At 57.7% G+C, this 13,493-nt stretch carries 13 protein-coding genes and 1 tRNA gene; 8 read left to right on the top strand and 6 right to left on the bottom strand.

Annotated elements, in window-relative coordinates; translation table 11 throughout:
* Positions 1-220 precede the first annotated feature (220 nt).
* Positions 221-2,002 carry a PHA/PHB synthase family protein gene (locus AAFN47_RS02320; RefSeq protein WP_499807938.1) on the top strand — a complete coding sequence of 594 codons (1,782 nt, stop codon included), beginning with the start codon at positions 221-223 and terminating at the stop codon, positions 2,000-2,002.
* A 29-nt stretch (positions 2,003-2,031) separates the two neighbouring features.
* Positions 2,032-2,757, top strand: a complete 726-nt coding sequence (sfsA, locus tag AAFN47_RS02315) for a DNA/RNA nuclease SfsA (RefSeq protein ID WP_499807594.1) — start codon at positions 2,032-2,034, stop codon at positions 2,755-2,757.
* Here sfsA and AAFN47_RS02310 read toward each other — a convergent pair.
* Positions 2,754-3,959, bottom strand: coding sequence for a glycosyltransferase family protein (locus tag AAFN47_RS02310; protein ID WP_499807593.1), 1,206 nt, complete (start codon positions 3,957-3,959; stop codon positions 2,754-2,756). The two genes, sfsA and AAFN47_RS02310, sit on opposite strands and share 4 nt — an antisense overlap.
* A 462-nt stretch (positions 3,960-4,421) precedes the next feature.
* Between AAFN47_RS02310 and map the strand changes: the two genes are divergently transcribed.
* Together map and radC are read left to right on the top strand one after the other, a co-directional pair.
* Positions 4,422-5,249: a type I methionyl aminopeptidase gene (map, locus tag AAFN47_RS02305; protein WP_499807592.1), complete on the top strand. Its 828-nt coding sequence runs from the start codon at positions 4,422-4,424 to the stop codon at positions 5,247-5,249.
* Entirely contained in the window at positions 5,246-5,962 is a 717-nt protein-coding gene (gene radC / locus AAFN47_RS02300) for a RadC family protein (RefSeq protein WP_499807937.1), read from the top strand. Before map ends, radC begins: the two co-directional genes overlap by 4 nt.
* 49 nt (positions 5,963-6,011) lie before the next feature.
* Here the strand turns inward: radC and tig are convergent, their stop codons facing one another.
* The 3 genes from tig to AAFN47_RS02285 form a co-directional block, all read right to left on the bottom strand.
* A complete protein-coding gene (tig, locus tag AAFN47_RS02295) occupies positions 6,012-7,439 on the bottom strand; it encodes a trigger factor (protein WP_499807591.1) in 1,428 nt (475 codons plus the stop codon).
* Positions 7,440-7,726: 287 nt separating this feature from the next.
* Positions 7,727-7,811 (bottom strand) — tRNA-Leu (locus AAFN47_RS02290).
* 104 nt (positions 7,812-7,915) lie between these two features.
* Entirely contained in the window at positions 7,916-8,449 is a 534-nt protein-coding gene (locus AAFN47_RS02285) for an invasion associated locus B family protein (protein ID WP_499807590.1), read from the bottom strand.
* Positions 8,450-9,145: 696 nt separating this feature from the next.
* Here AAFN47_RS02285 and AAFN47_RS02280 point away from each other — a divergent pair.
* The 4 genes from AAFN47_RS02280 to AAFN47_RS02265 all read left to right on the top strand — a co-directional run bounded on the left by AAFN47_RS02280 (position 9,146) and on the right by AAFN47_RS02265 (position 12,237).
* Positions 9,146-9,289: a DUF1127 domain-containing protein gene (locus AAFN47_RS02280; protein WP_499807589.1), complete on the top strand. Its 144-nt coding sequence runs from the start codon at positions 9,146-9,148 to the stop codon at positions 9,287-9,289.
* Between the two features lie 390 nt (positions 9,290-9,679).
* Positions 9,680-9,826 (top strand): DUF1127 domain-containing protein, encoded by a 147-nt coding sequence (locus AAFN47_RS02275; protein ID WP_499807588.1) that lies wholly within the window; start codon positions 9,680-9,682, stop codon positions 9,824-9,826.
* Positions 9,827-9,970: 144 nt separating this feature from the next.
* The gene (trmFO, locus tag AAFN47_RS02270; RefSeq protein ID WP_499807587.1) at positions 9,971-11,401 is read left to right on the top strand and encodes a methylenetetrahydrofolate--tRNA-(uracil(54)-C(5))-methyltransferase (FADH(2)-oxidizing) TrmFO; all 1,431 of its coding nucleotides are present in this window, start codon (positions 9,971-9,973) and stop codon (positions 11,399-11,401) included.
* Positions 11,398-12,237, top strand: coding sequence for a crotonase/enoyl-CoA hydratase family protein (locus tag AAFN47_RS02265; protein ID WP_499807586.1), 840 nt, complete (start codon positions 11,398-11,400; stop codon positions 12,235-12,237). The genes trmFO and AAFN47_RS02265 overlap by 4 nt, the downstream gene beginning before the upstream one ends.
* A gap of 4 nt (positions 12,238-12,241) precedes the next feature.
* Here the strand turns inward: AAFN47_RS02265 and AAFN47_RS02260 are convergent, their stop codons facing one another.
* On the bottom strand, positions 12,242-13,087 hold the full coding sequence (locus tag AAFN47_RS02260) for a phytoene/squalene synthase family protein (RefSeq protein WP_499807585.1): 846 nt from the start codon (positions 13,085-13,087) through the stop codon (positions 12,242-12,244).
* Positions 13,088-13,094: 7 nt separating this feature from the next.
* Positions 13,095-13,484 carry an Mth938-like domain-containing protein gene (locus AAFN47_RS02255; RefSeq protein WP_499807584.1) on the bottom strand — a complete coding sequence of 130 codons (390 nt, stop codon included), beginning with the start codon at positions 13,482-13,484 and terminating at the stop codon, positions 13,095-13,097.
* Positions 13,485-13,493 lie beyond the last annotated feature (9 nt).

Raw genomic sequence — 13,493 nt, 5'->3', positions numbered from 1 at the left:
GCATAATGGCCGCCATAAAGGGGAACAGAATCGGCAAAAACGGGTCGATAGTCGCCACAAACGGGAGGTCCAATTGGCCAGCAAGTCAGGCCAGAGCGCCGGGAAGAAACAGGTTTCAATGCGGACGAGCAGGCAAACCAAGAAAGCGCCTCCGCCTCCTGAAACCGCCACTCCCAAAGAGCCGGCCCCCGCGCTCGATGGCGAAGCGCACATACCCAACATGGACGCATTCGTAGTCAAGGATCCCGAAGCCATGGCGCGCAACATGGCGCACATGGTGGAGGAACTCGGAAGAGCGGCGTCCGCATGGGTTCAGCCGCGTGAAAGCGGCGAAAGATCCGATCACCTCGTCGGTCCCCTCACCGATATTATCAGAACCCTGACGAAACTCTCCGAATACTGGATTTCCGATCCGCAACGCTCGCTGCAGGCTCAGACCCATCTCTTCGGCAGTTTCATGACGCTGTGGTCGAACTCTATTCGCAAGATGTCAGGCGAGGCCTCCGAGGATCTCGCCGAAAACCACAAGTCGGACAAGCGGTTCAAGGATGAAGACTGGCGGGAGAACGCCTTTTTCAGTTTCCTGAGACAGGCCTACTGGGTCACGGCCGACTGGGCGGAAAAGCTCGCGAAGGAAGCTGAAGGCCTCGATCCACACACGCGGCACAAGGCCGAGTTCTATGTACGGCAGCTGACAAGCGCGCTCTCGCCCAGCAATTTCATTTTGACCAATCCGGAAGTCTACAAGGAGACTGTCGCAGAAAGCGGACAGAATCTCGTTCGCGGGGCAAAGATGCTGGCGGAGGATATTCAGGCCGGACACGGCGATCTCAGGCTTCGCCAATCCGATTACACCAAGTTTGAAGTCGGCAAGAACATGGCGATGACGCCGGGCAAGGTCATCGCCCAGGACGATGTTTGCCAGATCATCCAGTATGCGCCATCAACCGAAACCGTGTTGAAGCGCCCTCTCCTTGTCTGTCCGCCGTGGATCAACAAGTTCTACATTCTTGATTTGTCGCCGGAGAAATCCTTCATCAAGTGGGCCGTTGACCGTGGCCACACGGTGTTCGTTATTTCCTGGGTCAATCCCGACGCGCGTCATGCACATAAGAACTGGGAGGCCTACGGACGCGAGGGAATCAGTTTCGCCCTTGATACGATCGAGAAAGCGACAGGCGAAAAGGCGGTCAACGCCGTGGGCTATTGCGTCGGCGGCACTTTGCTGGCTGCCATGCTTGCCCTTTACGCGAAGGAAGGCGACGACAGGATCAAATCAGCGACGTTCCTGACGACACAAGTGGATTTCGAAGGCGCCGGCGATCTGAAGGTTTTCGCCGACGCTGAGAATATCGACTACATCGAAGAAACAATGCGCGAGACCGGCTATCTGGAAGGCTCCAAGATGGCGACGGCTTTCAACATGCTGCGGTCTTCAGAACTGATCTGGCCCTTTGTGGTGAGCAACTACCTGAAGGGCAAGGAGCCGATGCCTTTCGACCTGCTCTACTGGAACTCGGACGCCACCCGTCTGCCGGCAGCCAACCACTCTTTCTATCTGCGCAACTGCTATCTGGAGAACAATCTGTCCCAGAACCGTATGGAAATGGGCGGAGGAAAAATCTCCCTGCGGGACGTCACCATCCCGATCTACAATCTAGCGACCCGGGAAGATCACATTGCGCCAGCCCGGTCCGTCTTCAAGGGATGCCAGTATTTCGGTGGCGACGTGACCTACGTCATGGCCGGATCCGGTCATATCGCGGGTGTCGTGAATCCCCCTGCAAAGAAAAAATATCAGTTCTGGAGCGGCGGCAAACCGGAAGGCGATTTCGACACGTGGCTGGAAAACGCCTCTGAACATCCGGGATCCTGGTGGCCAGACTGGGACAAATGGATCAAGAAGCTGGACCGGAGAAGGGTTGACGCCCGCAAGCCGGGCGGCAATGCGCTGAACTCCATCGAGGATGCGCCCGGAAGCTATGTCAGGGAACGCGTATGATCGGCCCCGGCGGCCGACGCCTTTGACGAATGAAATTTCCCAGCCCTTTGATACCCGCCACCCTGGTGCGTCGCTACAAGCGCTTCCTGTTCGACGCTATCCTGGACGACGGGACAGCGATTACCGGTTCGTGTCCCAATACCGGCTCCATGCTCGGCCTGACCGATCCAGGCTCGCGCATCTGGCTTTCGCTTCATGAAAACAACCCGAACCGCAAATACAAACATGCGCTGGAAATCGTGGAGGCCGACGATGTCCTGGTCGGGATCAATACAGGACTACCGAACCGCATTGTCGAGGAAGCGGTGACAGCGGGTCGTGTGGACGCCCTTGCCGGTTACACGGGATTGCGGCGTGAACAGAAATATGGCGCCAATTCACGCATCGACCTCCTGCTGACGCATCCAGAGCGACCAGCCGCCTATGTCGAAATCAAGAATGTGCACTATCGTCGTCATCCGCTGCTCGCGGAATTTCCTGATAGCGCCACGGCGCGTGGGGTCAAACACCTTTCCGAGCTTGGCGACATGGTTGAAGCCGGTCATCGCGCCGTCATGGTTTATCTCGTGCAGCGTCCGGATTGCGATCGTCTCAAGATCTGCCGCGATCTCGACCCCGTCTATGGAGCGGCTTTCGATCGCGCGATTGGCCGCGGCGTCGAGGCGATCGCGCTTGGATGCAGCATCACGCCGGAAGCAATCGAGGTCGACAAGACAATTCCTGTCGACGAATCAGGCGTTGGAACAACGTCTTAACGCTCGGCTCTGGCGAGTTGGATGGATTGCTCGTTGCTGTCCTGCAGGATGGTTTCGACGGCGTCGCCGATGCGTTCGAGGCCATGCGCGTCGATACCGGCGCCAACCGGTTCGTCGTCGGCGATGAGCGCGCGGATGGCGGCGGCAAAATCAAGCGGCCTCGAGGCGACAGCCTCCGGCGCCATACGGCACCAGCCGAGTTCGGCCGCCCGGCTCGCCCGGATATATTGCTCAAGCCGCGGCGTCTGGCGCGGCACGAACAGCGCCTTCTTGTTGCGCGACACAACTTCGCAGAACGTGTTGTAACCACACATGCCGACGACCGCAGAAGCCCGGCGGATCAGCCCTTCTGGCTCCGAATCGAAATCGATCACATGCATCCGGCCCGTGCGTTGCGCCCGCGCGCGGATCGCGTGGGCCTCCTGCGGGTCCGCATAAGGCCCCAGAAGCAGTACCGCCGGCATCGTGATTTCCGCGTCCTGCTCGTAGGCGTCGACCACCGCATTCATCACGAAGTCGCCGTCGCCGCCGCCGCCAGCCGTCACCAGCAGATAGTCTTCAGGCAGTTCGGCGGGAAGCGCCGGCGCACCCGCCTGTCCGAGCGAGCGGTACAGAAAGCCGGTGAAGCTGCAGCTCGACAGAACGCTCTCCGGAAGGCTCATCTCGCGCAAGGGGTGGTGGAAGCTCTCCGTGCCGTAGATCCAGATATGGTCGTACAGCCCCTCGATGCGCTCGTAGATGCCCTTGCGCTCCCATTCCGAGCGCAGCAGAGCGGTATCGTCCAGCACGTCGCGCAGACCGAGCACAAGCGTCGCCCCGCAGGTCTTCAGATAGCCGAGCGCGGGCATCAGTTCGCCGCTGAGGCCAAGCGGCTCCTTGTCGGTGATGAAGATGTCGGCCGGACGGCGTTTGAGCGCCTCCATGATGGCGTGGCTGCGCGCCTCGATCACCTGTTCGTAGGTAAGCTGCGGGTCGGCCGGGCGGTAGCTGCCGTCCGGTTGCTTCTCGATCTGCGGGATCGGCGCGAAGTGAATGCGGTCATGGGCCGGAAACCGCGACGACAGGTCCGATCCGGTGATGATCGTCGCATGCGCGCCGCAAAACCGCTCGACCAGCGTCATGGCGATCTTGCGGCTGCGCCGCAGATGCCCGAGCCCAAAGGTGTCATGGCTGTAAAGTACAATGTGGGGGGCGTCGTTCACAAAGGCCTACCTGTCACAACAATTGTCATTCTGGACCGGAAATCAATGTGGACGTCGCCACGCCGACCAATGATCACACATGATGCCTCTGTTCAATCCCGCTGGTTTATACATGGATGCAGACGTTTGTTACTTTCCGAACCAGCAACGGTCATCGTTGATGACCGCATATTCCGAACTGCGCGCAGAGGATCACAGCTCGTCGGTTGATGCAAGTCGCACTTGTGCATGTTTGCAAAACACATTCCCTTCACGCGCTCTTGCGCCGTCTCTGTCGATTTCTATCTTTTAACTGTGACGACTGTGACAATTGATGAATGGCCGCAAGCAATCCTGAACTGGCGCCATGTCGACCGTTCGCGCAGCGTCCGCAATCTATGCTATTCGTTGGGGTTGATGCCGGCCCGATAAGGTGCAAAGTGAAATGAAGAAACCGGCGACCGGTTTGCTTGAGGTGAGATAATGGTTGGATATGTAGACGCTATCGCAGCCCCGCTGCGCAACACGGGCCAGATCAAGCTGCATGGACCGGAAGGCTTCGAAGGCATGCGTAAGGCCTGCCAGTTGACTGCGCGGTGCCTGGACGAACTCGTAGACATGGTCAAGCCGGGCGTTACCACCAATGCAATCGACAAATTCGTTTTCGAATACGGAATGGATCATGGCGCCTATCCGGCGACGCTCAACTACCGCGGATACACCAAGTCGTCTTGCACCTCGATCAATCACGTCGTTTGCCACGGCATACCCAACGACAAACCGTTGCGCGAAGGCGATATCGTCAATATCGATGTGACGCTGGTGCTCGACGGATGGCACGGCGATTCCAGCCGCATGTATCCGGTCGGCCAAATCAAGCGGGCCGCGCAAAGACTGATGGAAGTCACCCACAAGGCGCTCCTGCTGGGCATCGCCGTGGTCAAGCCCGGCGTCCGTACAGGCGCGATCGGGCAAGCCATACAGCGTTACGCCGAGGCCGAACGCTGCTCCGTCGTGCGCGATTTCTGTGGCCACGGCCTTGGCCAGTTGTTCCACGACGCGCCCAACATCCTTCATTATGGACGCGCCCATGAGGGCATCGAGATGAAGCAGGGCATGATCTTCACGATCGAGCCCATGATCAATCTCGGAAGACCCCATGTCAAAGTCCTGTCCGACGGCTGGACGGCCGTCACGCGCGATCGGTCTCTGACGGCGCAGTACGAGCATTCCGTTGGCGTTACGGCGGACGGGTGCGAAATCTTCACGCTTTCGCCGGGTGGAAAATTCGCTCCCGGCCTTAGTGACTGACACAGGTGGCTGAGCAGTCCGGCCCGACTGCAAATCCAGCCGTGTCCGCCCATGGCGGCCACCGAGACAGGCTGCGCAAGCGCTTCGTCGAAAATGGCCATGAGGCGCTCGCAGACTATGAACTCCTCGAACTGCTGCTTTTCCGGCTGATACCGCGGCGCGACACCAAACCGGTCGCCAAGGCTCTGCTGCGGCGCTTTGGAAGTCTCTCCGAGGTCATGGGCGCGCCTGTGCACCTTTTGTGCGAAGTGGACGGGATAGGAAATTCCGTTGCACTGGACCTCAAGGTCATTGCCGCCGTCAATCAACGCGCGCTGCGCGAGGCGGTGGTGAAACGTCCGGTCCTTTCATCATGGTCTTCGGTGATCGACTATTGCCGCACCGCCATGTCTTACGAGAGCCGCGAACAGTTCCGCATTCTGTTTCTCGACAAGAAGAACGCGCTGATCGCCGATGAAATACAGCAGAGCGGCACGGTCGATCATACGCCGGTCTATCCTCGAGAAGTCATCAGACGGGCTCTGGAGCTCGCCTCAACGGCTGTCATACTGGTTCACAACCACCCGTCAGGCGACCCGTCCCCTTCCCGCGCGGATATCGAAATGACGGGACGGATCGTCGAAGCCGCGAACGCAATGGGCATTCTGGTCCACGACCACATCATCATCGGCAAGGGCGATTACACGAGCCTGAAGAGCCTGGGGCACATATGAAAAAGGCCGCGTTGGAGCGCGGCCTTTCGGATCGGTTGTTTGTCGAAGCCTATTCGGCGTCAGCTTTCTTCTTCGCCGGCGCCTTCTTCTTGGGAGCGGCCTTCTTCTTGGCCGGTTTCTTCTCCTCGGCTGCGGCTTCTTCCTCGTCATCGGCCATGAGCGCTTCCTTTGTCACGGTCTTGTCCGTAACGTCGGCCAGTCCGATGATGTGGTCGATGACCTTTTCTTCGAAGATCGGCGCGCGCAGCTGGGCGACGGCGTCGGGGGTCTTCTTCAGATAGTCCATGACCTGCTGTTCCTGACCCGGAAACTGACGGATCTGGTCATACATGGCGCGCTGCATTTCCTCCTCGGTGACCGAAACGCCGGCCTTTTCACCGAGTTCGGAGAGAACGAGGCCAAGCCGTACGCGACGCTCGGCGAGTTTCTCGTATTCCGCGCGCGCTTCCTCTTCCGTCGTGTCCTCGTCCTCGAAAGTCTTGTCGTTCTGCTGGAGATCGGCCATGACCTGGCCCCAGATGTTGTTGAACTCGACGTCGAGCAGGGATTTGGGCGTCTCGATCTGATAGTCTTCGTCGAGAGCATCGAGGATCTGACGCTTCAGTTTCTGACGGGTGATCTGACCGTACTGGCTTTCGATCTGTCCGCGAACGACTTCCCGCAGCTTCTCGACCGAATCCAGTCCGAGGTTCTTTGCAAGATCGTCGTCGATCACCAGTTCGCCCGGGCTGGCTACTTCCTTCACCGTGACGTCGAAGGTCGCTTCCTTGCCGGCCAGTTCGGCCGCCTGGTAATTTTCGGGGAACGTCACCGTAATCGTCTTCGCGTCGCCGGCCTTCAGGCCGACCAGTTGCTCTTCGAAACCGGGAATGAACGTGTTGGAGCCGAGCACGAGATTGGCGTCAGTGTCAGCGCCGCCTGCGAACTCTTCTCCGTCAACCTTGCCGACATAGTCCATCGTGACGCGATCGCCGTCGGCGGCCTTGCCTTCCTTGGTCTCGTAGCTGCGGGCGTTTTCCGCGATCCGCTTGACCTGCTCTTCGACTTCGTCGTCTTCAATGTCTACGACTTCGCGCACGAGCTTGAGATTGTCGATGTCCTTGAGCTCGATGACAGGAATAATTTCGTAGCTCATGGAGAACTCGAAATCCTTGTTTGCGGAGAGGATGTCCTTTGCCTCGTCCTCGTCTTCCGTCATGGTGATTTCCGGACGCGTTGCGGATTTTTCGCCACGCTCGGAGAGAATTTCCGACGGCTTCTGGCTGATCAGTTCGTTGACGAGTTCGGCCATGACGGATTTGCCGTACATCTTGCGAAGATGCGACATCGGCACCTTGCCGGGGCGAAAACCGTTGATCCGCACCTTTTCTTTCGCGTCCACCAGCCGCTCCGTCATCTGCGATTCCATGTCCTTGGCTGGAATCACCACCTTGATTTCGCGTTTCAGTCCTTCGGACAGAGTTTCAGTAACCTGCATTTTGTAACCTTCGTTTTGCGGCCTGCCCCGAATGCCGGAACATTGCCGAAATGTTGGCTGCCGCAATGGCGTTGTTTTCGGTGCAACTGTCGCGTCCCCGCCGGGATCGGCACCTGTCGAATTTGCTGAACTTATCCACCCGAAGCGGGCTTGCTCCGATTACGGGGCATCAACTTCGAGGAAACGGTCAGCAGGCGTTCGGCGCGCAATAGCAAATTGACACACGCGGTTCAATCACTATTGCCTGCAATCTGGTGTTTCCCTGCCAAATTGGTCGGTATTAAGGCTGGTGCGGGTGGGGAGACTCGAACTCCCACACCTTGCGGCGCCAGAACCTAAATCTGGTGCGTCTACCAATTCCGCCACACCCGCATCGGGAAAGCGCCCAAATGCCACAGTCCTATGCGCAGGGTCAAGCGGACGATTTGCGCTGTTCGGAAAACGATCGCGCAGTCCAGAAAACTTTCCACCAGGCCTTACATGGCCTCATGCAAATAGGCGTAGCCTTCCGAAAATCCCGGCAGGGCGACGTCAATCGTAATTTCACGATCGTTCATCAGCACATAGCGGATCTTTGCCGTGGCGTTCTGCGCCAGCATGTTTTTCCATATGTCCTGAAACTTGAACTCAGCGAAACATCCGATGTTGCTGCAGACAGTATAATCAATCGCAAGAGGATCGGCGCCCGGAAATTGCAAAACGACGCGCTCGGCGAGCTTGACCCCGAGAGGCGTTCTCAACTGCACCTTCTCTCCACCGGCCGGATCGGGGACGATCGACAACGCAAACGCAAAAAAGCGCTGGTTGGTGGTCTTGTTCAATCCTTCAAAATTTTGCATCAGCGTACAGCGATTCTGACCCTCATTGGGCTTTACGCAAGCGACGATCCATTTTTCGAAATTCTTCTGCGCGCGCTCCTGCGCGTGAATGGGCTGCGCAGCGCCCCAGGTCATCAGCGCCACGGCAGTGAAGAGCAGCACTGAACGTACCTTCGATTTCAACGGGTGCATGGTCTATCCTCCTGCCTCAGGGCTGTTTTTAAATAATGACGCTTCGAGAGCAAGCGCGCTCCCGCGCGGTATTACAGCGATTTCGCCCATCTTCGCACTGCACAATATCGCGATGGTTTAATTTCGCATTCATTTGCACGCGTGAACATAAACCAATCATGCTCTTCGCACGCTCTTAACACCAATATCCGACATATCCGCAATAAGACGCCACAACAAACTGGTTTCCGGTTTTTTTTAACAGAAGTCGGAGCCTATTCCGCTTCAGGATTTGCTTTAGAAATTCAGCCATGCGCATGATGCATGGCACCTATGCGCATATTGCGCTGCACAAATTTGAATTTCCTTCATATATTCGGACTCAACAAGGCGGCGCCAAACAGTAATGATTACCGGCGGCCACCGAGAGTAACATAGAGTTTCACAGAGGCATAACTCCTCCTCCCAATGCCCTGTGATGTGATCGGCGATTATCCTCCTCCCAATTGCCGATCGACCTAAATGACGCCCGCTGGATCTCCTCCCCCAGCGGGCGTTATTGATTCTGGCCCGACCTGTTCTCACCCCGCTCCGCGAATTAATCCGACCCTTGCAATAATGCATACCGAACTTGCAAATATTGCACTGCACAAATTTGCTATGCGCACCTATATTGGGTTCAAGACAAACAGCAACGCAAATGAAGAGAATGTCACGATGACTTTCAAACAGTCTTTTCGCAACTGGCGCCAGTACCGCACCACTTGCAACGAACTCTACCGCATGTCGGATCGCGAACTTGGCGATATCGGCATAAGCCGCTCCGAAATTCCGTTCGTTGCCCGTCAGGCCGTACGCTAAAGAATTTGCCGGGTTAACTCCTCCTCCCATAACCCGGCAATAGGATCGGCTGTTACTCCTCCTCCCAAACAGTCGGTCACACCTACGACGCCCGCTGGATCTCCTCCCCCAGCGGGCGTTGTTGTTTCTGCATCCTGCTTTTCTCCCGCAAAAATCCGCGACCGCGACGCTTAACCGTCCAGATTCAGCCTTCTGAGCTCACAAGAGGTCTGATAACGGAGGATTTGCGCGTATCGTCTACATTATCAGCATGCTGTCTATTTTTTATGCGCATGGTTGCACATAATATATGCATAAACTGCATATCAGGGATGAAAAAATCACTCTGGAACTCTCGCCAAAAAAGAATAAATCAGCGCTGTCGTTCAACACCTAATACGGGAGAGACCTATGAACTTCTTGCGTGACTATCAGAATTGGCGCCGCTACTGGAGAACCGTCGATCAGCTCAGCAACCTTTCGGATGCAGAACTGCGCGATATCGGCCTTGAGCGCCACGCCATCAAAGACACAGCTCGCGGCTTCCACAGACATTGAGGCCAGCACTGTGATGAAACGCGACGTCAGCGCCCGGATATAGTTACCAAAGGACACTCATCCGGGCGCTGCTCATTTTTAAAGCTGCCTATTTCCAAATTTCATTGATTGGACGCGCCTGGCGGAAGTGATTAAAAGCCTGCCATGAGCGAACGCAAAAAACCCATTCACATCATCGGCGGCGGCATGGCCGGTTCGGAGGCCGCCTGGCAACTCGCCAGTGCAGGCGTGCCCGTAATTCTGCATGAAATGCGCCCCGTACGCGGAACCGAAGCCCACCAGACCGATGGTCTTGCAGAACTGGTCTGTTCCAATTCTTTCCGTTCCGATGACGCGACGGCGAATGCCGTCGGCGTTCTCCACCAGGAAATGCGTTTGGCCGGTTCGCTGTTCATGCGCGCCGCAGACGAAAACAAGGTGCCCGCCGGCAGCGCTCTCGCAGTCGATCGCGACGCTTTCTCCGCCGCTGTGACGAAGGCGATCGAGGCGCACCCCCTGATCGACATTACTCGGGAAGAAGTCGACGCATTGCCTCCGTCGGAATGGGAAGGCGCGATCATCGCGACCGGCCCCTTGACCTCCCCGGCCCTCGCCGCAGCCATCCGGACCGAGACGGGAACTGATTCGCTGGCCTTTTTTGACGCAATCGCGCCGATCATACACTACGACAGCATCGACATGTCGACGGCCTGGTTTCAGTCGCGCTACGACAAGACGGGGCCTGGTGGAAGCGGCAAGGACTACATCAACTGTCCAATGGATGAAACGCAATACAATGCGTTCATCGATGCTTTGCTCGCTGGTGATAAAACTCAATTCAAGGAATGGGAAGGCACACCCTATTTCGACGGTTGCCTGCCGATTGAAATCATGGCCGAGCGCGGCCGCGAAACATTGCGGCATGGCCCCATGAAGCCGATGGGACTGACAAACACCCATGCGCCGGACATCAAGCCCTATGCCGTCGTGCAATTGCGGCAGGACAATGCTCTGGGCACGCTCTACAATATGGTCGGTTTCCAGACCAAGCTGAAATACGGCGCACAGAAAGACATCTTTCAGATGATTCCCGGTCTGGAGAGCGCCGAGTTCGCGAGGCTGGGAGGGCTCCACCGCAACACCTATATCGATTCGCCCGTTCTTCTGGACGGAACCTTGCGAATGCATTCGCGGCCGGACATCCGTTTCGCCGGCCAGATCACCGGTTGCGAAGGCTATGTCGAATCAGCGGCGATCGGCCTGCTGGCCGGCCGTTTCGCCGCCGCCGAACGACTTGGCCTGGAAATCGTCAGACCGCCGCAGACAACGGCGATGGGCGCAATCCTCGCCCACATCACCGGCGGACATCTGACAAGCAACGAAGAACCCGGCAAACGGTCGTTTCAGCCCATGAATGTCAATTTCGGACTGTTCCCGCCCATTGCGGTGGTCAAACCCGAAGGCGTCAAACGCTTCAGGGGCAAGGACAAGGCCAGAGCCAAAAAACGACAACTCGGTGAACGCGCTCTGGCTGATTGCATGCAGTGGCTCGAAACAGGCGGCCTGAACCGACAAATGGAGGAAACCCTTGCATGAATGCATTAGAGTCTACCTTCTTCCTCGTGGAACGACATGGCTCCGTGGCGCAATTGTCGATGAACCGTCCAGACAAGGCCAATGGCATGACGCCGGACTTCTGGAGTGATCTTCCACGTCTGATAGAGCAGTTCAACGCCGATGAAACGGTCCGCTGCCTGGTACTCACCGGCGAAGGCAAGCATTTTACCGGCGGCATGGATCTGGCCGCCTTTTCCTCGATCGCAGCGCTGTTTTCAAACGAACCCGGCCGCGCGGCTTACGCCATGCGGGAGTTGATTCTGAAACTGCAGAACAGTCTCACGGCGCTAGAGCAGGCTCGTTTTCCGGTTATTGCCGCTGTCCACGGAGCCTGCCTTGGCGGCGGCATGGACCTGATCTCCGCCTGCGATATCAGGCTGGCCGCCCATGACGCCTATTTCTCGATCGAGGAAATCAATATCGGTATGACTGCCGATGTCGGCACGCTGCAACGGCTTCCGAAACTGATTGCGCCGTCGGTTGTCGCCGAACTCTCCTACAGTGGCCGGCGATTTTCCGCAGATGAAGCCCTGCGGATCGGGCTTGTCAGCCATCTCGCCGAAAATCGCGACGCGCTCATCCAACATGCGCTGCAAACGGCGCAGGAAATAGCCGGCCGTTCGCCGCTCGCGATCGCCGGCATCAAGCGCAACCTGGCCTATAGCCGAGATCACAGCGTTGCTGACGGTCTGGATTACATCGCCACCTGGAATGCGGGCATGCTGCGTCCGGACGACCTTACCAAAGCAGTCAGGGCAGCGATGACCAAATCCGAAACCTCGTTTGACAGTCTTTTGAAGCAATCAGACCTGTAATCCCTCAGAAGGCTCCGCGCCTCGCCGCCTGCCAGAGCCACCACTGTCGCCACAATTGCGACATCGCAAGTGGTTTGACCGCGACTGTTTCGCTGCGTCTGGCGGCGATTTCCAGCGTATGCGCGGCAATACCAAGCGGCAGAAACGCCGCGAAACATTCTGGCGGGATGGACGCCGTCCTGTATCTCGCTTCCAGCAGGTGGTCCTTTCCATAGGAGGCGAATGCAACAACGAGCCGCTGCAGCGCGCTCTTGTCATCGCCGGCGAGAAATCCCTCAGCGTCAAGACCCGCGGCGGAGAGGATATCCGCAGGAACGAATACCTGGCCCCTCGCCCTGTGCAGCGGCATCAGCAAGAGACACCCGGAGACAAATAGCGCGACGCCAGCATGGCCGGCTGCGTCGCTGCTTTCTGCTGCTCCATCTCTGCCAAGAACCATCGAAACGAGCTGAATCAGCCCCGAGACGCTTTCACCCGCATGGCCTTCAAATGTGTCCCGGTCAGGCATCGGGTCGTTGTAGAGATCAAATCGGCGCGCCTCGATCATGTTCAGCAGCATGGCGCGAGGAAGTTCGAATTCGTCAATGGTCGCCAATAGTCCCGCGGCGACCGGGTTGGCCGACGCCTCGCCATTATCCGAACAATTGATAAGATCCGTCCACCATTGAAGGCGCATTTCACCGATCATCGGTTCAGCGGTCACGTCCCGGACGCGCGCCAGTTCCAGATTGAAGGCATAGAGGGCCGCAACCGGCGCTCGCCTGTCTTCAGGCGTCAGAAGCGCACACAGATATCTATCGCGATCTCCCTCGCGAAGACGTGCAAGGCAGTGCTCTCCGTAGTCGGGCATCAGGCGCCTATACTGCTATGAGCGCGGCGGCCACGGCGCGCGATTCGGCAAGCATGACATTGTAGGTGCGCACCGCAGCGCCGGTGCTCATCGGATCGGATATGATCGATAGTTCGCGCAGTCTTGCTTTCAACGGCTTTGGCAGCGGGCGAATTTCATGACCGGTCCCGACCAGCAGCACGTCGATTTCGCCGGCATCCTCCAGAACCTTGGTGAAGAGGTCGATGTCGAGTTCGCTGGCTTCATTGGCGCTCCAGCCATGGATTCCGGAAGGTAGACACAGCAGCGAGCCGCGGTGTGACATATCGGCGAATCGGAACCCGCCGTTGCCATAAGCGTCTATCGGCGCCCGGCCCGGGAAATGCGCATCGCGGATTTCGATGCCGCTGCCTCTCATGCGATCTCG

This window comes from Hoeflea sp. CAU 1731 (genome assembly GCF_039888615.1).
GTDB lineage: Bacteria > Pseudomonadota > Alphaproteobacteria > Rhizobiales > Rhizobiaceae > Flavimaribacter.
Note: the sequence above shows the minus strand (reverse complement) of the source record. Positions and strands in the feature narration are given on the sequence as shown.